This window comes from Prochlorococcus marinus subsp. marinus str. CCMP1375, assembly GCF_000007925.1.
GTDB lineage: Bacteria > Cyanobacteriota > Cyanobacteriia > PCC-6307 > Cyanobiaceae > Prochlorococcus_E > Prochlorococcus_E marinus.
The window spans coordinates 355386-379434 of the sequence record NC_005042.1; the positions used below are offsets into that span (position 1 = coordinate 355386).

At 38.1% G+C, this 24049-nt stretch carries 26 protein-coding genes, 2 tRNA genes and 2 rRNA genes; 17 read left to right on the forward strand and 13 right to left on the reverse strand.

The genetic code is table 11. The annotated features are described in order from the left end of the window. Positions 1-76: 76 nt before the first annotated feature. Positions 77-2950: ribosomal RNA gene (locus PRO_RS01885) — 23S ribosomal RNA — on the forward strand. Between the two features lie 95 nt (positions 2951-3045). Further along, a 5S ribosomal RNA gene (gene rrf / locus PRO_RS01890) occupies positions 3046-3162 on the forward strand. A gap of 72 nt (positions 3163-3234) precedes the next feature. Here rrf and PRO_RS01895 read toward each other — a convergent pair. Continuing rightward, positions 3235-4086 carry a DNA-formamidopyrimidine glycosylase gene (locus PRO_RS01895; protein ID WP_011124525.1) on the reverse strand — a complete coding sequence of 284 codons (852 nt, stop codon included), beginning with the start codon at positions 4084-4086 and terminating at the stop codon, positions 3235-3237. Between the two features lie 6 nt (positions 4087-4092). Continuing rightward, complete coding sequence (locus tag PRO_RS01900) at positions 4093-4302, reverse strand: photosystem I reaction center subunit IV (protein ID WP_011124526.1); 210 nt, start codon at positions 4300-4302, stop codon at positions 4093-4095. A 122-nt stretch (positions 4303-4424) separates the two neighbouring features. On the opposite strand from PRO_RS01900, the gene PRO_RS01905 reads away from it, so the two are divergent. Further along, positions 4425-5468, forward strand: coding sequence for a hypothetical protein (locus PRO_RS01905; RefSeq protein WP_011124527.1), 1044 nt, complete (start codon positions 4425-4427; stop codon positions 5466-5468). Between the two features lie 30 nt (positions 5469-5498). On the opposite strand, the gene PRO_RS01910 is transcribed toward PRO_RS01905, so the two are convergent. From PRO_RS01910 to PRO_RS01925, 4 genes are all read right to left on the reverse strand, one after another. Further along, a complete protein-coding gene (locus tag PRO_RS01910) occupies positions 5499-6374 on the reverse strand; it encodes a muramidase family protein (RefSeq protein ID WP_011124528.1) in 876 nt (291 codons plus the stop codon). Positions 6375-6464: 90 nt separating this feature from the next. After that, positions 6465-7838 carry an aldehyde dehydrogenase family protein gene (locus PRO_RS01915; protein ID WP_011124529.1) on the reverse strand — a complete coding sequence of 458 codons (1374 nt, stop codon included), beginning with the start codon at positions 7836-7838 and terminating at the stop codon, positions 6465-6467. A 44-nt stretch (positions 7839-7882) separates the two neighbouring features. After that, positions 7883-8269 (reverse strand): hypothetical protein, encoded by a 387-nt coding sequence (locus PRO_RS01920; protein ID WP_011124530.1) that lies wholly within the window; start codon positions 8267-8269, stop codon positions 7883-7885. Between the two features lie 86 nt (positions 8270-8355). After that, positions 8356-9597 carry an NAD(P)/FAD-dependent oxidoreductase gene (locus tag PRO_RS01925; protein WP_011124531.1) on the reverse strand — a complete coding sequence of 414 codons (1242 nt, stop codon included), beginning with the start codon at positions 9595-9597 and terminating at the stop codon, positions 8356-8358. 298 nt (positions 9598-9895) lie between these two features. Here PRO_RS01925 and PRO_RS01930 point away from each other — a divergent pair, with 298 nt between their 5' ends. After that, positions 9896-10615, forward strand: a complete 720-nt coding sequence (locus tag PRO_RS01930) for a TVP38/TMEM64 family protein (protein WP_011124533.1) — start codon at positions 9896-9898, stop codon at positions 10613-10615. A 103-nt stretch (positions 10616-10718) separates the two neighbouring features. On the opposite strand, the gene PRO_RS01935 is transcribed toward PRO_RS01930, so the two are convergent. Next, the gene (locus PRO_RS01935; RefSeq protein WP_011124534.1) at positions 10719-10901 is read right to left on the reverse strand and encodes a rubredoxin; all 183 of its coding nucleotides are present in this window, start codon (positions 10899-10901) and stop codon (positions 10719-10721) included. A gap of 483 nt (positions 10902-11384) precedes the next feature. Between PRO_RS01935 and PRO_RS01940 the strand changes: the two genes are divergently transcribed. Then, positions 11385-12338: a glycosyltransferase family 2 protein gene (locus tag PRO_RS01940; protein ID WP_011124535.1), complete on the forward strand. Its 954-nt coding sequence runs from the start codon at positions 11385-11387 to the stop codon at positions 12336-12338. Between the two features lie 41 nt (positions 12339-12379). Then, positions 12380-13801: a DUF2079 domain-containing protein gene (locus PRO_RS01945; protein WP_011124536.1), complete on the forward strand. Its 1422-nt coding sequence runs from the start codon at positions 12380-12382 to the stop codon at positions 13799-13801. Between the two features lie 7 nt (positions 13802-13808). Here PRO_RS01945 and PRO_RS09665 read toward each other — a convergent pair whose 3' ends face one another. The 3 genes from PRO_RS09665 to PRO_RS09570 form a co-directional block, all read right to left on the reverse strand. Beyond that, the gene (locus PRO_RS09665) at positions 13809-14186 is read right to left on the reverse strand and encodes a GtrA family protein (RefSeq protein WP_011124537.1); all 378 of its coding nucleotides are present in this window, start codon (positions 14184-14186) and stop codon (positions 13809-13811) included. Between the two features lie 34 nt (positions 14187-14220). Further along, on the reverse strand, positions 14221-14565 hold the full coding sequence (locus PRO_RS01955) for a hypothetical protein (protein ID WP_011124538.1): 345 nt from the start codon (positions 14563-14565) through the stop codon (positions 14221-14223). Positions 14566-14677: 112 nt separating this feature from the next. Then, on the reverse strand, positions 14678-14812 hold the full coding sequence (locus PRO_RS09570; RefSeq protein WP_268741276.1) for a hypothetical protein: 135 nt from the start codon (positions 14810-14812) through the stop codon (positions 14678-14680). A gap of 4 nt (positions 14813-14816) precedes the next feature. On the opposite strand from PRO_RS09570, the gene PRO_RS09575 reads away from it, so the two are divergent. Beyond that, entirely contained in the window at positions 14817-14942 is a 126-nt protein-coding gene (locus PRO_RS09575) for a hypothetical protein (protein ID WP_268741277.1), read from the forward strand. A gap of 179 nt (positions 14943-15121) precedes the next feature. Here the strand turns inward: PRO_RS09575 and PRO_RS01960 are convergent. Both PRO_RS01960 and PRO_RS01965 read right to left on the reverse strand, forming a co-directional pair. Next, positions 15122-15193 (reverse strand) — tRNA-Thr (locus tag PRO_RS01960). 10 nt (positions 15194-15203) lie between these two features. Then, positions 15204-15285, reverse strand: a tRNA-Tyr gene (locus PRO_RS01965). A gap of 108 nt (positions 15286-15393) precedes the next feature. Between PRO_RS01965 and aroQ the strand changes: the two genes are divergently transcribed. From aroQ to proC, 10 genes are all read left to right on the forward strand, one after another. Then, positions 15394-15843 carry a type II 3-dehydroquinate dehydratase gene (gene aroQ / locus PRO_RS01970; protein WP_011124539.1) on the forward strand — a complete coding sequence of 150 codons (450 nt, stop codon included), beginning with the start codon at positions 15394-15396 and terminating at the stop codon, positions 15841-15843. Then, positions 15840-16454, forward strand: a complete 615-nt coding sequence (locus PRO_RS01975) for a tRNA-(ms[2]io[6]A)-hydroxylase (RefSeq protein ID WP_011124540.1) — start codon at positions 15840-15842, stop codon at positions 16452-16454. Before aroQ ends, PRO_RS01975 begins: the two co-directional genes overlap by 4 nt. A gap of 3 nt (positions 16455-16457) precedes the next feature. Further along, the gene (gene cobI / locus PRO_RS01980) at positions 16458-17243 is read left to right on the forward strand and encodes a precorrin-2 C(20)-methyltransferase (RefSeq protein ID WP_011124541.1); all 786 of its coding nucleotides are present in this window, start codon (positions 16458-16460) and stop codon (positions 17241-17243) included. An 89-nt stretch (positions 17244-17332) separates the two neighbouring features. Then, positions 17333-17794, forward strand: a complete 462-nt coding sequence (locus PRO_RS01985) for a DUF1823 family protein (protein WP_164923201.1) — start codon at positions 17333-17335, stop codon at positions 17792-17794. A 141-nt stretch (positions 17795-17935) separates the two neighbouring features. Then, a complete protein-coding gene (der, locus tag PRO_RS01990; protein WP_011124543.1) occupies positions 17936-19306 on the forward strand; it encodes a ribosome biogenesis GTPase Der in 1371 nt (456 codons plus the stop codon). Between the two features lie 4 nt (positions 19307-19310). After that, the gene (locus tag PRO_RS01995) at positions 19311-20228 is read left to right on the forward strand and encodes an energy-coupling factor transporter transmembrane component T family protein (protein ID WP_011124544.1); all 918 of its coding nucleotides are present in this window, start codon (positions 19311-19313) and stop codon (positions 20226-20228) included. Positions 20229-20359: 131 nt separating this feature from the next. After that, positions 20360-20632 carry a PipX family protein gene (locus PRO_RS02000; RefSeq protein WP_011124545.1) on the forward strand — a complete coding sequence of 91 codons (273 nt, stop codon included), beginning with the start codon at positions 20360-20362 and terminating at the stop codon, positions 20630-20632. Positions 20633-20651: 19 nt separating this feature from the next. Next, a complete protein-coding gene (locus tag PRO_RS02005) occupies positions 20652-21275 on the forward strand; it encodes a YggS family pyridoxal phosphate-dependent enzyme (protein WP_011124546.1) in 624 nt (207 codons plus the stop codon). 172 nt (positions 21276-21447) lie between these two features. Beyond that, positions 21448-22017 (forward strand): cell division protein SepF, encoded by a 570-nt coding sequence (locus PRO_RS02010; protein WP_011124547.1) that lies wholly within the window; start codon positions 21448-21450, stop codon positions 22015-22017. A 9-nt stretch (positions 22018-22026) separates the two neighbouring features. Then, positions 22027-22854 carry a pyrroline-5-carboxylate reductase gene (gene proC, locus PRO_RS02015; protein WP_011124548.1) on the forward strand — a complete coding sequence of 276 codons (828 nt, stop codon included), beginning with the start codon at positions 22027-22029 and terminating at the stop codon, positions 22852-22854. Positions 22855-22860: 6 nt separating this feature from the next. On the opposite strand, the gene PRO_RS02020 is transcribed toward proC, so the two are convergent. After that, complete coding sequence (locus PRO_RS02020; RefSeq protein ID WP_011124549.1) at positions 22861-24018, reverse strand: glycosyltransferase family 4 protein; 1158 nt, start codon at positions 24016-24018, stop codon at positions 22861-22863. Positions 24019-24049 lie beyond the last annotated feature (31 nt).

The window sequence follows — 24049 nt, forward strand, 5'->3', positions numbered from 1 at the left end:
TCAATGCTTAATTCTTGAGTTAGAGCATATTTACTAAAATTTAGTTATTTCAAATAACTTTTTAGTGATTATTAATGGTCAAGCTACAAAGGGCTCACGGTGGATACCTTGGCACACAGAGGCGATGAAGGACGTGGTTACCTGCGATAAGTCTCGGGGAGCTGGAAGCACGCTTTGATCCGGGAATTTCCGAATGGGGCAACCCTTAATACGGCCAGCTGAATATATAGGCTGGAACGAGCCAACCCAGCGAACTGAAACATCTTAGTAGCTGGAGGAAAGGAAAGTAAAAACGACTCCCTAAGTAGCGGCGAGCGAACGGGGACAAGCCCAAACCGATAGTTTCGACTGTCGGGGTTGTGGGACAGCAACGTGGACCAATGAACCTAGAAGAAGCGTTTGAATGGCGCGCCATAGAGGGTGAAAGCCCCGTAATCGAAAGGAGAGTTGGCCTAGCTGTATCCCGAGTAACACGGAGCACGTGGAATTCCGTGTGAATCTACGAGGACCACCTCGTAAGGCTAAGTACTCCTGTGTGACCGATAGCGAAACAGTACCGCGAGGGAAAGGTGAAAAGAACCCCGGGAGGGGAGTGAAATAGAACATGAAACCGTGAGCTTACAAGCAATGGGAGCCCGACTAATCGGGTGACCGTGTGCCTGTTGAAGAATGAGCCGGCGACTTATAGGCACTGGCGGGTTAAACCGGGAATGGTGGAGCCATAGCGAAAGCGAGTCTTAATAGGGCGTTTGTCAGTGTTTATAGACCCGAACCCTGGTGATCTAACCATGGCCAGGATGAAGCTTGGGTGATACCAAGTGGAGGTCCGAACCGACTGATGTTGAAAAATCAGCGGATGAGCTGTGGTTAGGGGTGAAATGCCAATCGAACCAGGAGCTAGCTGGTTCTCCCCGAAATACGTTGAGGCGTAGCGTCTAGTGCTCCAGCAGGGGGGTAAAGCCACCATTTCGGTGCGGGCTGCGAAAGCGGTACCAAATCGATATGAACTCTGAATACCCTGTGTGTAACTAGGCAGTCAGACTGTGGGGGATAAGCTCCACACTCGAAAGGGAAACAGCCCAGACCGCCAGCTAAGGTCCCAAAATCAGTACTAAGTGATAAAGGAGGTGGGATTGCTTAGACAACCAGGAGGTTTGCTTAGAAGCAGCCATCCTCAAAGGAGTGCGTAATAGCTCACTGGTCGAGCGATCCTGCGCCGAAAATGAACGGGGCTAAGTGCTGTACCGAAGCTGCGGATTTACTTGTAAATGGTAGGGGAGCGTTCTATGTGGGGTGAAGCGTTAGCGTAAGCGGGCGTGGACTGCATTGAAGTGAGAATGTCGGCTTGAGTAGCGAAAACATGGGTGAGAATCCCATGCCCCGAAACCCTAAGGGTTCCTCCGGCAGGCTCGTCCGCGGAGGGTTAGTCTGGACCTAAGGCGAGGCCGAAAGGCGTAGTCGATGGATAACAGGTCAACATTCCTGTACCGGTTATGTTTTGGGAAGGGGGACGGAGAAGGCTAGCCAATCCAGATGTTGGTTACTGGTTCAAGCGTTCAAGGCTATGAGGAACGGAGAAAACGTTCTGAGCTAAGGCGTGAGTACGAGTTGCTACGGCAACGAAGTTGGTGATGTCATGCTTCCAAGAAAAGCCCTATACCCGTTAAGGCATAACTGCCTGTACCCGAAACCGACACAGGTGGGGTGGTAGAGAATACCGAGGGGCGCGAGATAACTCTCTCTAAGGAACTCGGCAAAATGGCCCCGTAACTTCGGGAGAAGGGGTGCCAGCGAGAGCTGGCCGCAGTGAAGAGGCCCAAGCGACTGTTTACCAAAAACACAGGTCTCCGCTAAGTCGCAAGACGATGTATGGGGGCTGACGCCTGCCCAGTGCCGGAAGGTTAAGGAAGCCGGTTAGCGTAAGCAAAGCTGGCGACTGAAGCCCCGGTGAACGGCGGCCGTAACTATAACGGTCCTAAGGTAGCGAAATTCCTTGTCGGGTAAGTTCCGACCCGCACGAAAGGCGTAACGATTTGGGCGCTGTCTCGGAGAGAGGCTCGGCGAAATAGAATTGTCTGTGAAGATGCGGACTACGTACACCCGGACAGAAAGACCCTATGAAGCTTTACTGTAGGTTGATATTGGTCTCGGGCTCTGAATGCGCAGGATAGGTGGGAGACTATGAAGTAGTGCTTGTGGGTGCTATTGAGTCAATGGTGAGATACCACTCTTTCAGAGCTAGGGTTCTAACGCTTACCCGTTATCCGGGAAGCGGACAGTATCTGCTGGGCAGTTTGACTGGGGCGGTCGCCTCCTAAAAGGTAACGGAGGCGTACAAAGGTTCCCTCAGGCTGGTTGGAAATCAGTCGCTGAGTGCAAAAGCAGAAGGGAGCTTGACTGTGAGACCTACAAGTCGAACAGGGACGAAAGTCGGTTTTAGTGATCCGACGGTTCTGAGTGGAAGGGCCGTCGCTCAACGGATAAAAGTTACTCTAGGGATAACAGGCTGATCTCCCCCAAGAGTTCACATCGACGGGGAGGTTTGGCACCTCGATGTCGGCTCATCGCAACCTGGGGCTGAAGTCGGTCCCAAGGGTTGGGCTGTTCGCCCATTAAAGCGGTACGCGAGCTGGGTTCAGAACGTCGTGAGACAGTTCGGTCCATATCCGGTGTACGCGCAGGAATATTGAGAGGATTTCTCCCTAGTACGAGAGGACCGGGAGGAACGCACCTCTGGTGTGCCAGTTATCGTGCCAACGGTAAACGCTGGGTAGCCATGTGCGGAGTGGATAACCGCTGAAAGCATCTAAGTGGGAAGCCCACCTCAAGATGAGTATTCCCATGGCATAAGCCAGTAAGGTCACGGGAAGAACACCCGTTGATAGGCTCTACGTGGAAGCTTGGTAACAAGTGCAGCGGAGGAGTACTAATAGACCGAGGGCTTGACCTTCTTCTTCATTTAACAATCGTAATTAAGCTTTTTTTCAGATTAAAAAAATTCCTATGCAGTTCTCAAGGCTCAAACCTTGAACATGAAAATGTTTTCCTGGTGTTCATCGCGATGTGGACCCACTCCGATCCATCCCGAACTCGGTTGTGAAACGCATCAGCGGCGACGATATTTGGGGGGAAGCCCCCTGAGAAAATAGCTCAATGCCAGGTAAAACATTTTCAAAAAATTTTAAAAATAGTCTTTTATAATTCTTGCCTGCTCTTTCTTAAGAAGAGTAGGCTTTATTTTTGGCAATTGGGGCACCAATGAGTACCTCTACCAGCCACTTTTGCCTTTAAGATTTTAACTCCACATTTTCTACAGGGCTTGTTTTCTCGTCCGTAAACCCATGCCTGCCCACCATATTTTCCATTTACACCTTCTAAATCTCTAAAATCTTTAAAAGATGTTCCTCCTTCCCCAATACTTATTTTTAAAATATGCGTAAGACTAGTGCATATCTTTTTAATTTCAGTTTTATTGAGCTTTTTTGATTCTTTCGTAGGGAGAATACCAGCTTGAAAAAGACTTTCATCAGCATAAATATTCCCTGCACCTGCAACTATTGATTGATCTAAAAGAGATGATTTTATTGATCTTTTTCTTTTTTTGAGAGATTCTTGAAGGTAAAAAGGATTGAATTCTTTGCTGAAGGGTTCTGGCCCAAGTTTTTTTAGGCCAGTTATTTTTTCTGTAGGTAAAAATGTTGGAGATATCCACCACATCTGACCGAAGTTTCTAGTATCAACAAAACGAATTTCGGCCCCGTCTTTGTTCCATATCCTTACTCTTGTATGTTTGCAGCTTTTGGTTTTCTTTTGGAACCATTGAAACTGGCCTGTCATTCTTAAATGAACAACCCACCACCCAGCTATTTCTTCTCGGTCTGAGGAATGAAGAGAACAAATTAAATATTTACCTCTCCTTGTCCATTCACCTGACTTTAAGCCAATGATATTTTTAACAAAAGCCTTTGATCCTCCTTCGCTAGATATAGATCTTGGTGTAATTACTTCAACATCGTGAATATAAAAATCCTTTAGCCTATTTTTTAGACCTCTTTTAACTGTTTCTACTTCTGGAAGTTCAGGCAATAATCTTTAGACAGCTTCTAGTTCAGCTTCAGCAAAGTTGTTTGTATTATTACCGCCATCAACTCCACTAAATGCAGAATAATTTACTTTCTCAAAACGGACTACAACTGGGTATTTAATTCCAGAAGTGTCTACTGAAGCTACTTTACCTATCTCGTTATACCAATAGGATTCAGGTCTTTTGACCCTGACCTTGTCGCCTCTTGAAATAGCCATTGTTTTTATGCTGTTATTTCAATAATAAGATTATCGTGGGACAAGTGAAATTTCGCTCTAGCGTCACAGAATGTCGTCCCTTTCTGCTTTTTAAAGCAGTGTGAGCTCATTTTTAGGTTTTTGTGGAAACAATACTAAACCCAGACCCATCAACCCTTCGGTTGGATTTGCCTGATCCAGACAAGGATGATCTCAATAGCCTTCAGTTTTTAGATCGTTTGCAAGAAGCTTGGTCGATATGCGAAAAGTTTGATCTTCATACAGATATTTGGAGAGGTCGTATTTTACGTGTGATAAGAGATAGAGAAAAACGTGGCGGCGATGGGCGCGGAACGGGATTCTTACAGTGGCTCAGAGAAATGGATATAAGCAAAACAAGAGCTTATGCTCTGATTCAATTAGCAGATTCAGCTGATGAGCTTTTTGTGGGAGGTGTTCTTGAGGAGAGCAGCGTCAACAATTTTTCAAGAAGATCTTTTGTAGAAACTGCCAAATCTTCTCCTGAGGTTCAGCAAATGATTGCAGAATCGGCAAATAAAGGGAATGAGATTACTAGAAAAGATGTCAGAAGACTTTCTGATGAATTTACCTCTGCAACAAGCCCCCTTTTGCCAGAGGGAATTCGACAACGAACTCAAGAAAACCTTCTTCCGCCAAAAATAGTGGCACCTTTGGCTAAGGAATTATCGAAACTTCCTGAAAACTTGCAAGAAGATTTGCGCAAAACTTTGGAAGGGTCACCAGATGTTGAATCTATTAAAGGTGTTACTGCTGCTGCTAGATGGATAGGCAAGTCAAATGATGCAGCACTGTCCTTGAGAGCCTTGCAAGTAGAAGGATTGAATGTTGATAAAGCCACTCAAGAGGCACAGCGAATTGAAGCCTTGGGTTTTTTGGTAGATGCTTTTACTCAAGCAAAAAGCATTGAGACATCAGTGTTAAGACTTCACACTGCTTGGAGACGTTTAGGCGACATACACGAAACACTATGGATAGAAAGCGGTAGTAGTACCCCATACCTCAGAGATGTTCTTAAGGCGCTTCAAACGCTTAGTGGTTCAACTATGAAAGTTTCTTTAGGAGAACTGAGTGGAGGGAAAAAACTAAGATTGCAAATAGTGGAAGAAGCTGCTGATCAGTTAGATCCACCTAAGATAATAATGTAAATTAAACTCTAATATATGTTTGATAACTAATCAGTTTTTTTTGCTGCATAGCTCATCAAATAAGCTAAATTCAAAATCATTTTTAGGTGTTAACCATCTGTTCCATTTGCCATTTGAACCGCTCCAGTTAATTTTAGTTGAATTACAATTTATTGCTAAAAATAACGGCTGACCTTCTTTATTAATTGCAGGAGCAACTTTACTCCCATTAATAGTTTTCCAGTTAGACCAGTTTATTTTTAACGGACCAAAATTTCTCCACTCATAAGGTTCACTTTTACCTGAGCTGTTCCAAAAATTATGATCATTAACATCGTTCCCCTTATTGGTTAGGGCAGCACTATTTTGAGCATCTTCAAGTATTAACTTAGCACCAGGCTTAAGACGATTGGGGCTAATTATTTTATTAAATGCTATTATTTTTTTGACAGGGATGTTATATATTCTTGAAACCTTATACAATGTTTCACCTCTTTTAAGAATATGAAAATCCAATTTATTACTGTTGTCTAAGGCAGTTTTCTTTGCACTTTTTGGCAATTTAAGCACCTGCCCTAAAAGTAAAATATTAGCATCTTTAATGTTATTTAACTTTATTATATCCAGTTCATTTACTTCATATATATCTGATATTTTAGCTATGCTTTGACCAGCAGTAACAGTATGAGTAAAGCTGGCAATATCATTTACTTTTGAGGCATCCTTAGGTAACTTTATTTTTTGGCCGACTTTTAAATTATCAGCATTATATATACCATTAGTATCCATCAGTGATCTGACCGAAATATTATATTCAGCTGCTATGTCAGATAAAGTGTCACCTTGGTTAATAGTTATTTCTTCTGCACTTGAATAGGCTTGACAAATTAGAAATATTATAAAAAAGAGGATTGCGTTCCTTTTCATAATTTATTTTCATTGCTTTTCAAAGATAGACCTGCTTTATATATTTTGCTAGATTTTTAATTGTATTTGATCTAGCAATAAAAAATTGCACTATCTCATAAGCTTACTCATAAAAGAGATATCGATTTTATAAGGGGGGTAACGGAATTTCAAATCTAACCAAAAAGGTCTTTTCAAAATGGATTTGAGATGTGAAAAAGTTTCAAAACCTGCTTTGCCATGGTAGCGACCTATTCCGCTTAAACCTATCCCTCCGAAAGGGAGCTCTGGAATACCAGCTTGTATTACTACATCATTAAAGCAAACTCCCCCTGAACTTGTTGATGATAGGAGCTGGTTCTTCTCTTGCTCATTTCCCCCAAACATATAAATCGCTAGTGATTTTTCTTGTGATCTAATATTATTCAGTGCGCTATCAAAATTTGAATAAGAAAGGATAGGGAAGATTGGGCCAAAAAGCTCGTCCGAAATTATTGATTCTTCTAAGTTTTCTATATGTATTAAGGTAGGAGATACTTTCTTGTCAATCGAGTTTATTTCCCCTCCTGAAATTATTTTATTTTCTTTCTGAGCTTTTTCAATTAAGGAGATAATTTTTTCAAATTGATGATCATTAATCTTTGCTAAATCCTTAGATTTTTGGGGTTCTTTTCCATAGAAAGAATTAATATAATACTTCATTTTTTCTATTAATTCCTTCTCTATATCTTTATGAACTAGAAGATGATTTGGTGCTAGGCATGTTTGCCCAGAATTAATACTTTTCCCCCATATAAGTCTTTTTGCAGTTATATCAATGTTGGCATCTTTAAGAACTAATGCTGGGTTTTTACCTCCTAGTTCAAGTGTTATAGGAGTTAAATATTTGGATGCTGCACTCATTACCTTTTTGCCAGTCTCACTTCCACCTGTGAAAAAAATGTGGTCAAACTTGTGTTTTAATAGTTCTGCTGCAAAGTATTCATCACCTTGACAAACTTTTACGATGTCAGGAGGGAAATATTTAGTAAAGAGTTGTTCTATTAGCTCAGAAGTCGCAGGGGAATATTCTGAGGGTTTTAAGATGGCTGTATTGCCTGCGGCTAATGCAGATATTAAAGGTTGCAAAGTAAGCATGAATGGATAGTTCCATGCTCCGATAATTAGAACGCATCCCAATGGCTCAGCTATTACGCTAGCCTCGCCAGGTTTAAGCCATAAAGGAACTTTGATATTCTGTGGTTTCATCCAAGATGAAAGTTGATTCTCGTATAATTGCAGTTCTTGTCTGAGTGAAAGGATTTCGAAGAATGCTTCAGTAGAAGGTTTTTGGAGATCTTCAGATAATGCATTTAGAATTTCCTTTTGGTTTTGATCAATAATTCCTTTTATTTTTTTTAGTTGAGCTCTTCGCCATGATTCAGATCTTGTATGACCTGAAACCACTTTGTTGCGAAGGTTTTCTATTTGGAATCCTTGAATCATCAGTCAGTTAATAGATACTTTGTGCCAGATCAAGACCTATATGTTCATTCTAAGCATGTGAAGTTTAGACCTTCCTCTCTAGTAAAATTAGCGCTCCAAATTCCTTGACAGATATCAATAAGTTGTGAAATAAGTTGTTGATTATTCCCAGATTCAATCCATTGAGCTTTAATTAAAGGAATTTTTTCTTGCATAGGAAGCATGGGAATTTGAATTAATAAGAGACTATTGTCTGAATTAACTCTTTTGATAGAACCAGATTCACTTTTTTGGAAGACTCTAATGAGGAGTTCTTTTAGCAGCTCTTCCCCTGTTTCTTGATTGTTTTTTGGATCAAAGGATTTTTTTATAGATTTCCCTCCAAGCGGAATTGATCTCTTCCCTTCTTGCTCAATTAGAGCAAGCGCTATTAAATATGAATTGTCTTCCATTGTTCAATGATTTATAGATTAATGAATTAAATCATAAACAAGAATGTATCTATTATGTTTTGCTTGTAAATTTTAAAAAACAAAAATTATTTATTTAATAAATCTTTTGCAATAGCTCTTCCTGCAATCCAGCCACTAGACCAACAGTGTTGGAAGTTAAACCCTCCTGTTATACCGTCAACATTTAAAACCTCGCCAGCAAAATAAACATCTTTGCATCTCCTGCTCTCCATAGAGTGGATAAAGATTTCCTTTAAATCAACTCCTCCTGCAGTAACAAATTCTTCACCAAAAGGTCCTTTGCCTTTCAATTTGTGAAAGTCTTTTGCAATTAACTCTCTTATATATACTTCATCTGAACGGCATAAATTTGCCCATTTAGTGTCATTCTTAATGTTAAGCTTTTCGAGGATTGATAGCCACAGACGTTTAGGTATATTTTTAAATGGGCATGATGCTCTAAGAGTATTACGAGCGTAATCTTTTCTATAATTTCTCAAAGCAAGATCAATTGAATTAATATCATTCCCTGACCAATTGATTAGAAGTTTGCAGCGGTAGTTATCTTGCCTCATATGACGAGCTGCAAATGCAGATAGCTTCAAAACTGCTGGCCCACTTAACCCCCAATGTGTAATTAATACCCGACCATATTGCTGGAAATCTATTCCTCCTGCTATTAATTTTAGATTTACATTATCAACAGAAATTCCAGTACATTTGGTTAGCCATGGAGCATCTAGCTTAAATGTAAATAGAGAAGGAACGGCATCTATGATTATATGTCCAAGTTGACTTGCTATTTTTTTCCCAGTCGGACTATTTCCTGTTGCAATTAAGATCTTTTTTGAGTAAATAATTCTCTGGTTACGACATTTTATTTTAAATCCTTGGTCTCCTAGGCATTCAACACCTTGCACTCCCATTTGCGTTGCATAATGTACCCCGGCTTTTTCTGCAGCATTGTGAAGACATTTGATCACTTCGATTGATGAATTTGAATTAGGAAATATCCTTCCATCATTTTCAATTTTTAAAGATAAACCTTTTTCTTCAAACCAAGCAATAGCATCACCTGTTGCGAATCTACTAAAAGCGCCGAGCAAAGGCTTTTTCCCGCGAGGGTAATTTTCAACTAATTCTTTTGGATTCAAGCATGCGTTTGTTACATTGCATCGTCCTCCACCGCTAATTCTTACTTTCTCAAGGGTTTTTTGTGTTGATTCAAGTAATAAAACTGAAGGGACTCCTTCTTCAGCAGCTGTAATTGCACCCATAAAACCTGATGCGCCTCCACCGATAACTGCTAAGTCAATAGATTCTTGCAATTAAAAGTTGCATTTTTTCGTTCTAAAGAATAGGACCTTTTCTTCCTATAAGGAAATGAAGTACTTACTTATTCAGAAAACAAATACTCCAAATAGCTTCAAAAAGATAGTTCTTCTAGAAATGACAAAATTAAAATAGGTTGTTAGCAGTTCGGTCGTTGGATATGTTTTTACGTTAAGGCAGAAGAAAGCTTCTTATTCTCTCGAACAGATTATATGGAGCTCATAAAGAATCATCGATTTTAATGATTAGCTGTATAAAATAAAAAAACATGATTTATTTTGCTATAAAGTAATTATGAAGCAGTTGCTAAGAATTAAATTCCTTTCTAAATATTCATTTTTAGCCGTATTGGCAATAATTCTGATCTTTAGCTATCAAAGTTTTGATATAAACCAAATCAATAACTTAATTGAGAGTAGTCAAGAAAAAAAGTTAGATGCATTTTTGCCAGCAGTATTATTAATATTTTTCTTGAGATTTATAAGTATTATCATCCCTATATTGCCTGGAACATATTGCTCAGTAATCTCTGGATATTTGTTTGGAATTAAAGGTGGTCTGATACTTATTTTCTTTGCTGATTTTCTCTCGTGCTCATGTTCATTTTTGTTGTCAAGAAATCTAGGCAGAGGATTTGTTAGAAAGATTTTAGGTTCACAACAAATGCAGCGTGTTGAGAAGATTAGCAAAAATTATCTTGAAGATAATTTTTTTCTTATGACTGGTTTCTTGATGACCCAATTCTTTGATTTTGTTTGTTATGCAATTGGTTTAACAAAAGTATCATGGAAGAAATTTATGCCAGCATTAATAATCAGTATATTAATCTCAGATATACCATTTGTTGCAGGAGGTTATACTATTAGCGCTCTTAAGGATATAAGCATAAAGCAAGTTTTGAGTGGCGAGGTGCAGGCACTTAAAGGCCCTTACTTAATGCTATTTATCATATCAGTGATGATTATATTCGGATTAGGAGCACTGAATATCTTTCTTAAGAAAAGATCTAATTAATTACCTAAATGAAGTTGCTATGATAAGTAGAGACTGCTTGTATTTGAACTTCAAGCCTAGAAAAGTTAAATAAAATTATTTTGGGGAATTGGATTGCTTTCTTCTAGTAACGGAGAACTTTAAACCTTTTCTTACTTGCCTTACATAAAGGACAGACCCAACTGGCTGGTAAATCATCAAAAGGCACACCAGGAGGGACCCCTTGGGAGGGATCGCCTAGTTTGGGATCATAGGAATAGATGCAATCTTTGCATTGATGTTTCTTTTGAGTGAACGTTGAAGTCAAGACTGTCCATTAATCTAATCTAAAAATGGCAAAGATTATTACCCTTGACAATTAAATCTTTCGAGAAGCAGAGATTTTCTAGAATTTTTGTAGAAATTCTTCTTTGAAGGATTTAAATTTTAGATATCAAGCCAGCACTATCTAATAACAAGTCTTTTATATGCTCAATAGTCCCACGAGTTTCCTCTTCGGGACTTGAACCCTAGGCCACTCCCTTACTAAGGGAGTGGCTCTTCCGCTTAGCTACAAGGGCTTGTGGAAGGTGGACAGGGTTGGTTCACCTAAAGGACCTTGCAAGACATTGAATTGATTAATGCTCAAGCAATTTAGACCAAATATTGAGGCAGACCAAATCTTTTTTAGGGAGTGCTGGGATCTGTTCTTAGTCCATTTTAAGTATGTTTAGTCCACTGTAATTCAACCTTGATTGTTCTTTCTAATCGCTTGCTACTATAAATACATCAACTTGTATACATTAGTTTTATGAAATATAATAAATTAATCAGTTGGATAATTCCTTGCTTCAATGAACAAGAAGTTCTAGAAATAAGTATTCGAAGAATAATTGATTTTACTGCTTATTCTAGTCATTATGATTGGGAATTTATTTTTGTTGATGATGGAAGTAAAGATAATACAAGAGACATCATTAAGTCCTATAACTTGCAGGATGATAGAGTTAAATTAGTTGGATTATCAAGGAATTTTGGACATCAATATGCTGTTCAAGCTGGCTTAAATAATGCATATGGAGATGCAGCAATAATAATAGATGCTGATTTACAAGATCCTCCAGAGATTGCTAAAGAAATGATTTCAAAATGGGAAAAAGGGTTTGATGTGATTTCCGGTAGACGAGTTGAACGAGTTTCGGAAACTTTCTTTAAGAAAATAAGTGCTTCCTGTTTTTACCGCATATTAAATTTACTTACTGAAATCCATATTCCTTTAGATACAGGAGATTTTAGACTAATAGATAGGAAGGTAATTGATACACTAAAACAAATGCCCGAGAAAGGACGATTTATTCGTGGTCTAGTGAGTTGGACTGGGTTTAAGCAGACTCAAATTAAATATAAAAGAGAGCCTAGACTAGCAGGTAAAACTAAATATTCTTTAAAAAAAATGATTGTATTTGCCTTAGAAGGCCTTACAGCATTTTCAAGTCGGCCCTTGCGTTTAGCAACTATATTTGGTTTAGTTTGCTCATTCTTCTCCTTCTTGGCAATTTTGTATGTCTTATATATAAGATTATTTACTTTTGCTTGGGTTCCTGGTTGGGCTGGATTAGCAGTTGCAATATTATTTGCAACAGGCGTACAGTTAATTTCTATTGGTATATTAGGGGAATATATAGGAAGAATATATGATGAGTCTAAAGGGAGACCTATGTATATAATTGATGAAAATCTAGGTTTTAGTAAAGATAAAGACTAGATATTGCTTAATATAGTATAAGCAACTTTTTGTCCACCTAGATGATAAGAGAAAAGGCTCAACCAATAACTCTAACTCTCGAAGATAGATCTATTAAGAGAGTTTTTGCTTTATCATTTTTAATTGGATTTATATTTTGGTTTCTAGCAGCTTTTAGACATTTTCTTTTACAAAGTAATGCTTTTGACTTAGGCCTTTTTGATCAATGGGTTTGGCTGCAAAGCGTAGGTGAGCCTCCTTATTCATCTATGACAGGACTTCATCTAATGGCTGATCATGGAGCCTGGCTATTATATATCCCAGCTTTTCTTTATAAAATTCAACCTTCAATTCATTGGCTTTTAGCAACACAGTCTTTTTCCTTGAGTTTTACATCTTTACCTTTATGGATGCTTTGTAAGCAAAAGGGATTAAATAATCGTAAAAGTTGGTTAATCTGTTGCTTGTGGTGGCTTCAGCCAGTTGTATTTAATGTAAATATTTTTGATTTCCATCCAGAAGTCTGGGCTATGCCATTGTTGGCCTTTTCATATTTGTCTATTCGTGCTAATAAGAATTTCTTATGGATTTTCTTGATCTTCATAATTCTGGGTACTCGAGATGGTTTGGTTTTATTAACTCTTGGTTTAGGTTTTGAGCAGATCCTAAGAAGAAATTTCACTAGGGGAATTTCTGTAATTTTGTTATCTTCTTCCTGGCTATTATTTTTAAATAATATTCTCTACCCACTATTGAATCAGGGCAAAGGATCTATTATGGCTGTAAGTCGATATTCATATCTAGGCAACTCCCTCGAAGAAATACTTTTTAAAATAATTACTAATCCAATAATTATTTTTCAAAGCATTGATTGGTCAGGTTCGATTTTTTATTTGATTATTTTGTTTCTGCCATTTATATTTTTTCTTAGATCAAGCTCATTGATAGTTTTATCTGCTTCAATTCCTTTACTTCTGACAAATATTTTATCGGATTCTTTTTCTCAACGGACTTTAATACATCACTATAGTTTGCCAATCATAATGATATTAGTTGTTGCTTCAATCGATGGGATGGCTCAGAGTAATATTAAATCAGAAATATCGATCAGGAATAGATATTTATGGATTCTTCTGACTTGGTCATTATTAGCAAAACCATTATTTTTTATTGGGCCATATTTAAGTAGAATATCTTTAATTCAATCAGCTCATGAAGCTTTTTCACTGATCAAAAGTGATTCATCTATTCTTACAACAAGCTATCTTGCACCTCACTTAACACAAAGATCACAAATCACATTTCCAAGGGATACCAAAGATATTAATAGTATTGATATTTACGATGTTATTCTGCTAAACCCATTGGACCCAGGCTGGCAATCTGATAGGAAAATTCAGGAGGAATATTTGAGCAAGGCTAGATTAGAAGGTTGGGACTGTAAAGAATGGAGCAATGGCCAGGAATTATGCATATCCGATTAATAAGAAACTATTCTTTAAATATATACAGCTTGCATAAGATATAAAAAGTTATAGTGTAGCTTAGCATTGCAAAACCTTGAGCTATAGGGGAATTAATACTTTGCTCTAAGAGGATATTAAGAGTTGATAGATTGATTGTATAAGCCAACAAGAAACCTAGCAAAAATTTAATAAATTGACTGATCTTCTTATTGCCTCGTGATCTAAATACATATCGCTTATTTAAAATAAAGGAACATACAATACCTATTAAATAACCAATAATATTGCTAAGTTGAGGGTTCAATTTAAGAAGAGTTTCACAACTTAGAATTGTGCTATACCCTATACAAGTGTTTATAAACCCTACAGCAAGATATTTTATTAATTCTATTTTAATTTTCATATATTAGTTTGCTTGGGGAATAATTGCAGTAATATCATTGATTATTATCTGATAGATATGAGATGCAATCTAGAGCCATCATTTTTGAAATAGGATTTAATTCATAATTTTCTAAATTTATATTTACAGCTATTTTATTTGCGGTCTTAATATTATTTCTTGGATTTGAATGCATTATCATCGAGATGTTAGTCCACTCTTTTATTAATAGAAAGTAAAGATCATCGATAGAGTTTGCATAGTTAAGTCTATAAGAAAGCTTTTCTACTCTTTCTAAGAATTGTGAAATCCCAAGAACTCTCCCAGATATTTCTAAAAAGCTCTTCGGTATTTGTTTGATAAATAATAAAACTAAAGGCCGTAATTTGGGATCTTCCATGCCTCGTGAATCATGTGTTGGAGACGGCTGATCTAGCCTTTAATTTGAATTTTAGTCATTGTCTGGTCTCTTGAACGTCATAATTGGGTTTCATAGAGTACTATTTTTCGTTTCACCAAAGAGCAAAATGTCTGATGGAAAGTTCTTCGAGTCGAACTCCTTCCATCCAATTGCTGGCTATTGCCTTTAAGGGATATTGCTCGTTATGACCACTGCGGTGTTCTTGCAGCGGCCCATCGATATACAAATCAATGGCTTCTTTGAGGTTTTGCGGTGGTGTTGATCTAATTGAGCTGGTCTTTGTAGAGAACTTTCAACAGCATTTGCCCATAACAAAGCTTGGCTTTTGGTCCTTGATATTCCTTCTTTCTAATTAATGCTTGCCAGCTTTTGCCGCTCCTTCAAATAGTTGCCATTTCTTGAATTGCATCAGGTCAGATGCATCAAGCAAGAATGAATCGGAGAGCCAAAGTGGACTAAAAAGTGGAGGTCCACTTTCTTTCTTTAAGAACCTCTGGTGCCTGAGAGGTTTTCTCTTGGAAGAGGTTGAGGAAAGTGCCCTCGTCGGGACTTGAACCCGAGACCTCTCCCTTACCAAGGGAGTGCTCTACCGCTGAGCTACAAGGGCTTGTGGAAGGTGGGCCGGGTTGGATTTGAACCAACGTAGGCAGAGCCAGCGGATTTACAGTCCGCCCCCATTAACCACTCGGGCACCGACCCTAACCACAAATTGACATTACCAGTTAAAGCGACTCAATTTTTGGAATATGTTGGTCGTTTCATCGTGAGATCGATACGATTTAGGTGCTAATTGATTAATGAACACTGATGAAGTTCTTGTTGATTAACGGACCAAACCTTAATCTTCTTGGCCAAAGAGAGCCTTTGATCTATGGTTCTGAAACTCTTGAAAAAATTGAGTTAAACCTTAAAAAGAAAGCCAAGTTGCTGGGAGTTGAGCTTGAATGTTTTCAGAGTAATTCGGAGGGAACGTTGGTTGATTGTATTCAGCAAGCCTTGGGAAAAGTAGATGCAATTTTGATCAATGCAGGAGCCTATACTCATACTTCTGTAGCTTTAAGAGATGCCTTATTAAGCACTGGTATTCCTTATGTTGAGTTGCACCTGAGTAATACACATTCAAGAGAATCATTTCGTCAAAAGTCTTTGCTTGCCGATCGTGCAATAGGAATCGTTAGTGGTTTTGGGGCAATGAGCTACTCCCTTGCCCTAGATGGCGCTTTGGATTTTTTAAAGAGCCAAAAGTCAGGAGTATGAAAGTTTTAAGAGCTAAGGAAAAGTCTTTTTCACAAATCAAGTGGCTCCTTACATCAACTAGTAAAAGTTGGTTGGAGCAGGCACTCTCTAATCCTATTGAAGTGCTTATAGATCATGCTAATTGTGAAAGAAAAGCTGCTGGGGTTGCTATTCAGATGATGTTTAGATATTTGAGTGAGCCAGGATTGGCGGAAGTCTTAAGCCCTCTAGCAAGAGAAGAGTTAGATCATTTTGAGAAAGTTCTTGAAATTCTAAAATCCAAAGGGCGATATCTAGAGCCATTGGCAGCGCCTCCTTATGGAGCATTATTAACTAAAAATGTAAGAAAAGAAGAACCACTAAGAATGTTAGATAGCTTCCTTGTGGCTGGTTTGATTGAAGCGAGAAGTCATGAAAGAATGTCTTTGCTTGCATTGCATAGCCTTGATAAAGACATTAAAGATTTATATGCAGATTTGCTTGAAAGTGAGGCGCGCCATTTTGGAGTTTACTGGAAATTAGCTGAAAAGAGGTTTGAGAAATCATTGATTCTTTCTAGGATGAAAGAGCTGGCTGAGATAGAATCTAATATTTTATCTGAGCTTTATTGTCAACCAAGAATGCATAGTTGATAAATGGAGATTGTTAATATTTACAAGAGAATATTATCTATATTTAACCCTAGTTTAAGTAGCTTAAAAAGTAAAACAGGAATAACCTTTGTAGGAGTTGGTCCGGGTGATCCTAAATTGTTAACTATTGCCGCAGTTGAGGCGATTAAAAAAGCAACTTTAGTTGCTTACCCAGTTGCAAAGTTAGGATCAAAAAGTATGGCAAGTGAAATTGCCTGTAGTTTTATTAAAAATAAGAAATGCTTGCCAATAGTGTTCCCTATGATCACTGATAATGAAGCCCTAAAGAGGGCATGGGCTTTTGGTGCTAATAAATTAATAGAAGAAGTTAAGAAGGGAGAAGAAGTTGTTTTACTTTCGCAAGGAGATCCGTCTTTATATTCAACTAGTGCTTATATTCTTTTAGAAATTAAATCAAATTTTCCTTTAATCCCTTTAAAAGTAATTCCTGGCATTTCTTCTTTTAATGCAGCTGCTGCAGAAGCTCAATTTCCATTATCTTTGCAAAAAGAAGAATTATTGATATGCGCAGTGCCTGACAATCCAAATCATTTAAAGGAAATGCTTGATAATGCAATTAAAACTAAAAGAGTACTTGTCTTAATAAAATTAGGGAAGAGATGGGAATGGGTTAGAAAAGTTTTAGATGAGAAGGGCTTATTAACAAAAACTCTTTTCGCTAAGAGAATTGGATTCGCCGACCAGTTAACTATTAAAGCCAACAATATTAGCAATGAAGAAGCTCCTTATTTTTCTCTATTAATAATAAGAGAAGACGCTATTTTTTAAGATTACTATTAAAGAGCAATTCGTTATTTATTGTTTGTTTGTAAACATGCATATAATAAATAGAAAATATTTATATGTTTATAAAAAATATGTACTCCCCTTGGCCTCTTAGTAGGGATTTGTTTTGTAAGATTCTTTCTGATCAGATAAGCGATAGATTTGTATGTAATCTTGTTTGGGAAAGGATTGGTTATAAGGCTATAACGAACTCAGGGGAAAGCAATCCTGCAGGGCCTAATACACCTCGTTATTGGCGTGAAAAGTTCCCAGAGGCTCCTCAAATTATTTCTAAAAGAGCAGCTTCAATTCATTTAACTCGGTCAATACCTAAGGAATATAAGCAATCTCTCAAAGAATGTTTGAATTTTGAAGGCTACTCTATCAATCAGCTTTACCCTAGGCGAACTCGACGAGCTACAGCGATAAACTGGCTTTTAGCATGGATTTTAATGGAGGGAGAGACTATTCCTCAAAGTGGACCTTTACCTGTTTTAAATGCTGCTCCAGTTGATCCTCTTAAGGGACATCCTGGGGACCCTGAAATTTTTTGAATATTACTTTGTATAGGAAATAATATCTAAACTTTTCTCGATTTTCCTAAGAAGGATTTTTGCAATTTTAGGTTTTAGAAAAAAAGTTTTGTTTATTGTCCTATGCCTAAGTATTGTCAATATGAATCATGTTTAGAGAGAATGGCGCGGCCAATAGTCGCAATAATTGGACGTCCTAATGTAGGTAAGTCAACCTTAGTTAATAGGTTATGCCAGAGCAGGGAGGCAATAGTTCATGATCAACCTGGGGTTACTAGGGATCGTAGTTATCAAGATGGTTTTTGGGGGGATCGAGAATTTAAATTAGTTGATACTGGTGGACTTGTTTTTGATGATGAAACAGAGTTTCTTCCTGAGATAAGAGAGCAGGCTAATCTTGCGCTTTCGGAAGCGTCAATAGCCCTTTTGATAGTTGATGGCCAGCAGGGCCTTACTGCTGCAGATGAAGTTATAGCGGCGTGGCTGAGGCATTCTAAATGCGAAATTCTTTTGGCAGTAAATAAATGCGAATCAGTTGAATTAGGACTTTCAATGGCCGGAGAATTTTGGCGATTAGGTCTTGGTGAGCCCTATCCGGTTTCGGCTATTCATGGTGCAGGCACTGGGGAGTTGCTTGATCGCTTGATTTCAATACTTCCGCCCAAAGAATTAATCAAAGATGAGGAGGAGCCTATTCAAGTCGCAATTGTTGGTCGACCAAATGTAGGCAAGTCAAGTCTGTTAAATGCAATATGTGGTGAGAAACGGGCAATAGTTAGTGCTATCAGGGGGACTACACGTGACACTATTGACACTTCAATTGTTAGAGAGGGTAAGCTTTGGAAATTGATTGATACTGCAGGTATTAGGCGACGTAAAAGTGTTAATTATGGACCTGAATTCTTTGGGATTAATCGTAGTTTTAAAGCTATTGAAAGAAGTGATGTATGCGTTTTAGTTATAGATGCTTTAGACGGTGTAACAGAGCAAGATCAGCGACTTGCTGGAAGGATTGAGGAAGAAGGTAGAGCATGTTTAGTAGTAGTCAATAAATGGGATGCAGTTGAAAAAGATACTTACACTATGCCTTTGATGGAAAAGGAACTTCGCTCAAAACTTTATTTTTTAGATTGGGCTCAAATGTTATTTACTTCTGCTCTCACTGGTCAACGAATAGATCCCATTTTTAGTTGCGCATCTTTAGCTGTTGAACAGCATAGGAGAAGGGTTTCTACCTCAGTAGTTAATGAAGTTGTTTATGATGCATTAAGTTGGAGAAGTCCACCTACTAGTCGTGGAGGTAGGCAAGGGCGAATTTATTATGCTACTCAAGTAGCAAGCTCCCCTCCTAGCTTTACTCTATTTGTGAATGAACCAAAGTTATTTGGAGATTCATATAGACGATATTTGGAGCGTCAATTAAGAGAAGGCCTTGGTTTTGAGGGGACTCCGTTAAAGTTGTTTTGGCGAGGGAAACAAAAGCGTGAGGTTGAAAAAGATTTAAAACGTCAACAAAATAAGTCTTCTGATTAATTAAATGGAGTTTTTAAGAAACGTTCCTATTGGTCAGTATGTAACAGGGAAAACTGGTTGGTTAAGAAATTTAGACCCTAGGTTGAAATTTGCTTGGGTGTTGATGTTTTTGATTACACCCGTATTGGCCGGACCTCTTTGGAGAATAGGATTGTTGCTATTTCTTTTGGCAATTTCTGTACTTGGCGCAGTACCACTAAGAATTTTTTGGCGATCTCTTTTTTTCTTATTCTTTATTTCTTGTTTCTTTGGATTATTAGCGATTTTTCTTCCAACAAACTTAGCTGTTCCAATGGATACAGTTCGTTCTCCTCAAGAACTTAATGATGCAATTGTGGTAGGGAGTTCTTGGGAATTAATAAGAACAACATCAATACAAATAGGCCCACTTTCTTTGGGCTCAATTGTTGTTGATAGGCGCTCAGCTGAATTAGCTATCAAGACTTCGACATTAATTTTTACTGTCGTTCATAGTGTCAACTTGATGTTGATAACAACTTCTCCTGAGGATTTAATGTGGACTTTGAGGTGGTATCTAAGACCACTTTCATTCTTAGGACTTCCCTTAGATAGATTGAGCTTTCAACTCCTTTTAGCATTACGCTTTATTCCATTAGTACAAGAAGAGTTCCAAAATCTAATTAGGTCTTTAGTTACTAGAGCTGTTGATTTTAGAAAATTAGGTTTCAAGAGGTCCTTAGAGGTATTTCTTTCTATAGGAGAACGTCTGCTGGCAAATATTCTTTTAAGAGCTGAACAAGGTGCTGATTCGTTATTAATTAGGAATGGCGGCTATTTGCTACATCCAGAATTATTTAAACCAAAATGTCTGTTTAAGCCAAAAACGATGTTCTTGAACTCATTCTCTATATTGACACTTTTCATCATCTTACTTTTGAGACGAAAATTTGGATCTTTTTGATTCTTTCTCTACCTATAAAAACTAATATTGAGCAAATGAATTTTTGTTTGTTTTGGTTCCGTATTAGTAATAAGTGGTTTCTATAAATAGGTATTATCCTATCTTTTATAAATGCTTACTTTTAAAGCAAATTGAGCTCAGGTTCAGAGCGATATCTTAATCATCCCACTTTTGGGATGCTTTATTTAGTTGCTCCTGCAGGTGAGGGGAGAGATATTTATGCAACTTTGTATGCCCAGAAGATCTTCTTTTTAGTTACTCTTCAGCCGCGAGGTGCAGATTTTGAAGTAATCCCATACATGGATGCAAGGCATTACGCTGACATAAACGTAGCTCGTTGTAGAAAGATGAGAACTGAAGATTTAGAGGTTTGGGAGGAATTATTTAAACAGACCTTTATTTAGAAAATTTTGTAAAGTTGTTATGCATTTTAAGAGCTTTCTTAATTCTCTTCCTAATGGCGTCAAGTTGGTAGCAGTTAGCAAGGGTCAGTCAACTAGTCAAATTCGTTCCTTGGCTTCTCAAGGCCAAGTTGACTTTGGTGAAAGTAGATTGCAAGAGGCTTTACCAAAATTGAATTCATTAAAGGATTTAAAAACCGTTCGATGGCATTTTATTGGTAGTTTGCAAGCAAATAAAGTTAGGCAAGTAGTCAAGGCTTTTGATGTTATACATTCAATTGACTCTTTGAAGCTCGCTAAAAGAATCTCACGAATTTCTGCTGAAGAATGCAAGAAACCTAGGGTTATGGCTCAAGTTAAATTTCGCAATGATCCAAGTAAATTTGGATTTACTCCTGATGGGCTACTAGAGGTATGGAATGAATTTATTGCCTTACCTAATATTGATGTGATTGGTTTGATGACTATTTCTCCTAAGGAGCTTGATCTAAATCAAAGGAAAATTCTTTTTAGAGAATGCAGAGTTTTCTCGGAGAAGCTGGGTTTAAAGGATTGTTCAATGGGTATGAGTCAAGATTGGAAAGAAGCTGTAGAGGAAGGAGCTACTTGGATTCGTGTAGGGTCATTATTGTTTGGTGGGAGATAGTTTCGAACTCAAATACTCACAGATATCAATAAAATCAATTGAAAACCTTGCCCCTGCCTATAAATAACGTTATTTAGGTATTAAGGATACATTTTCCTTTCCCCAAGGCTAATCTCCTTAAAAGTTCGGTATTAGCCGAAACAGTAAAAATTATTCAGAGAGGATTCAACTGGTGTCGCTTATTTCACGCCTTAGAGCAGTTGTTGCTGGTGATGATTACTTAGACGGTGATTTTGATGAGCTTGACTATGAAACAGGCGATGATTTTGATACTGGGAATGATGGGGGTGGAAATTACTCAAGTGGATTAGCCGCTTTGTCAAATGCAAATCCTTTTAATAATCGAGGAGGATCTTCTAAAGTGATTGGAATGCCAGGTATCTCCACAGCTGCGGCAGAAGTTAGTTTGATGGAGCCAAGAAGTTTTGATGAAATGCCTAAGGCAATTCAGGCTTTAAGGGAAAGGAAAACGGTTATTTTAAATCTGACAATGATGGAGCCTGATCAAGCTCAAAGGGCAGTTGATTTTGTAGCTGGCGGTACTTTTGCAATAGATGGTCATCAGGAGCGTGTTGGGGAAAGTATTTTCTTATTTGCGCCCAGTTGTGTCACTGTTACAAATTCCTTTCAAGAAGAACCTTCCCCTTCAAGCGTAATGAATAAGGATAATGAAGGCCCTGTTAGCGAGAGTGTTATGGCTCCAGAGCCTGCTTGGGGAGCCTCTGTTCCATCGGCTATTTAAGGCTCTTAAGTGGCTTGTTCTCTTGGTGTTATTGGTTTAGGAAGAATGGCACAAGTCATTCTTCAAAGTTTATTTGAAGCAGGCCAATTTAATCCGGAAGAGGTTTTCGGTGTTGTAGGGAAAAAAAATAGTGTGGAGAGAGTACTCCATCAATTTAAGAGTCCCTTTACTGTCGTTGATGTAAATGATAAAAATGCTATTGATGTTTGGAACACACCTGTAAAGATATTGGCAGTAAAACCACAACAGTTGAATCAAGTTCAGGAGAAATGTTCTAAAGAATTCCTTGCAAAATTACCTGCTAAGCCGTTGTTAATTTCCATATTGGCTGGAGTGAAATTAAAAAGATTGCAATCGTTGTTCCCTGATCATGTATGTGTGCGTGCTGTGCCTAATACTCCTGCACTTGTAAGTGCTGGTTTAACAGGCCTTTCATGGGGGGAAGAAGTGACAGAAGATCAGAAGTCTTTAGTGGAATCTATTTTTAAGCCCATTAGCCAGGTATTTGAATTGCCTGAAGACCAATTAGATGCTTTCTTAGCTCTTACATCTTCAGGTCCTGCATATTTAGCTCTGATTTCAGAGGCACTAGCTGATGGCGCGGTAGCAGCAGGACTGCCTAGAGCTTTGGCACAGTCTTTGACAAATTTCACTCTTGAAGGCACAGCAATATTGCTTAAGAAAAAGGAGTTACATCCAGGGCAACTAAAAGATATGGTTGCTTCTCCCGCAGGTACAACTATTTCGGCTTTGCGCCATCTTGAAAAAGAAGGAGTTCGCTCTGCGTTGATTGAGGCTGTTATCCTTGCGGCAAAGAAAAGTCGTGAGATGGCTTGATTGATTCTAAAGGAATTTTTTGTAAACATTTTCCAGAGAATCTATGTTTTTTTCCAAGGTGTATTGATCTAGAACTCTTAAACGAGCAAGTCTTCCAAGTTCTGAGGTTAAGAAAGGATGTTCTTTGAGAACAGGTAATAGAGTCTTTAATTGAGAGGTCACTCCTTCAGTGCTGAGAATTATTCCTGCACCATCTTTGAGAACTTCTCCGTCTGCTCCGGCGTCAGTAGCTATACAAGCTGTACCGGTTGCCATTGCTTCTAATAAAGCCAGTGATAAGCCTTCAACCAAACTAGGCAGTATAAAAACTTCTGTGCATTGAAGAAGAGCAACTTTTGTTTTTAAATCTGCTTCATAACCCCACCAAAGAATTTTAGAATCTTGAGTTGACAAAAAATTATTTTCTAAGGTGGGTCTTAAAGGCCCATCGCCTACAATTACTAGTTGGCAACCTTCCGTGTTTGTTGCTTTCCAAGCTTTTAGAAGAGCTTCTACATTTTTCTCTGCAGCAATTCTTCCCATATAAAGAAAAGTTCTTTTTCTTCCAAGCCTTTTTTGAACCTTTAATAGTTCTGATTCTGCTGACTCATTGGTATTAGGTGCCCACAATTTTGCATCCACTCCATTAGGAATGACAGCAATACTTTTTTCTTTTACACCTAACTTTGTAAGCACCTCAGCTTGTTTGTCTGAAAAGACTATTACATTGTTAAATCGGGAAAGTGAAGGTGCATATAGTTGATAAGTAAGTTGTTGTGTACTTGCGGTTAGGCTTCTGATACTTGAATCAAAAGGGGGATGGAATGTTGCTAATAATGGGACTCTGATTTGTTGGCAAAGATCTGGGAGTCTGAAATCAAGAGGAGACAAAGTAAGACTTGCATGAACAATGTCTGGTTTTAATCTTTCTAATGATTCTCTTAATTCTCGTTGAGCTCTTGGTGAAGGAATTGTATAAACCTGCGATTTGATTAAATATGGAAGACTGACGTCTGGGTCATTTGCTAAAAGAGATGTTTTGGAATTCCCAGAGTCAGTTGGATTATCAAAGTGAATAAAACTTGTTTGATATCCTCTCCCTTTAAGGGCTGTTGTAGTACTTAGGCCATAGCTGACGTTTCCGCAAAATGGAGATTTTTTGCCAAGCCAGGCTATATGTGACACCTAAGTATTCTGAAATGAGCTTCTAGAAAGT

Bases quoted from the DNA above. Each gene is read 5' to 3' on its own strand.
- PRO_RS01900 (WP_011124526.1), bottom strand. From the start codon at position 4,302: ATGGCTATTTCAAGAGGCGACAAGGTCAGGGTCAAAAGACCTGAATCC.
- PRO_RS01910 (WP_011124528.1), bottom strand. From the start codon at position 6,374: ATGAAAAGGAACGCAATCCTCTTTTTTATAATATTTCTAATTTGTCAA.
- PRO_RS01915 (WP_011124529.1), bottom strand. From the start codon at position 7,838: ATGATTCAAGGATTCCAAATAGAAAACCTTCGCAACAAAGTGGTTTCA.
- PRO_RS01920 (WP_011124530.1), bottom strand. From the start codon at position 8,269: ATGGAAGACAATTCATATTTAATAGCGCTTGCTCTAATTGAGCAAGAA.
- PRO_RS01930 (WP_011124533.1), top strand. From the start codon at position 9,896: ATGAAGCAGTTGCTAAGAATTAAATTCCTTTCTAAATATTCATTTTTA.
- PRO_RS01940 (WP_011124535.1), top strand. From the start codon at position 11,385: ATGAAATATAATAAATTAATCAGTTGGATAATTCCTTGCTTCAATGAA.
- PRO_RS01945 (WP_011124536.1), top strand. From the start codon at position 12,380: ATGATAAGAGAAAAGGCTCAACCAATAACTCTAACTCTCGAAGATAGA.
- PRO_RS09665 (WP_011124537.1), bottom strand. From the start codon at position 14,186: ATGAAAATTAAAATAGAATTAATAAAATATCTTGCTGTAGGGTTTATA.
- PRO_RS01955 (WP_011124538.1), bottom strand. From the start codon at position 14,565: ATGGAAGATCCCAAATTACGGCCTTTAGTTTTATTATTTATCAAACAA.
- PRO_RS09575 (WP_268741277.1), top strand. From the start codon at position 14,817: ATGGCTTCTTTGAGGTTTTGCGGTGGTGTTGATCTAATTGAGCTGGTC.
- aroQ (WP_011124539.1), top strand. From the start codon at position 15,394: ATGAAGTTCTTGTTGATTAACGGACCAAACCTTAATCTTCTTGGCCAA.
- PRO_RS01975 (WP_011124540.1), top strand. From the start codon at position 15,840: ATGAAAGTTTTAAGAGCTAAGGAAAAGTCTTTTTCACAAATCAAGTGG.
- cobI (WP_011124541.1), top strand. From the start codon at position 16,458: ATGGAGATTGTTAATATTTACAAGAGAATATTATCTATATTTAACCCT.
- PRO_RS01985 (WP_164923201.1), top strand. From the start codon at position 17,333: ATGTACTCCCCTTGGCCTCTTAGTAGGGATTTGTTTTGTAAGATTCTT.
- der (WP_011124543.1), top strand. From the start codon at position 17,936: ATGGCGCGGCCAATAGTCGCAATAATTGGACGTCCTAATGTAGGTAAG.
- PRO_RS01995 (WP_011124544.1), top strand. From the start codon at position 19,311: ATGGAGTTTTTAAGAAACGTTCCTATTGGTCAGTATGTAACAGGGAAA.
- PRO_RS02005 (WP_011124546.1), top strand. From the start codon at position 20,652: ATGCATTTTAAGAGCTTTCTTAATTCTCTTCCTAATGGCGTCAAGTTG.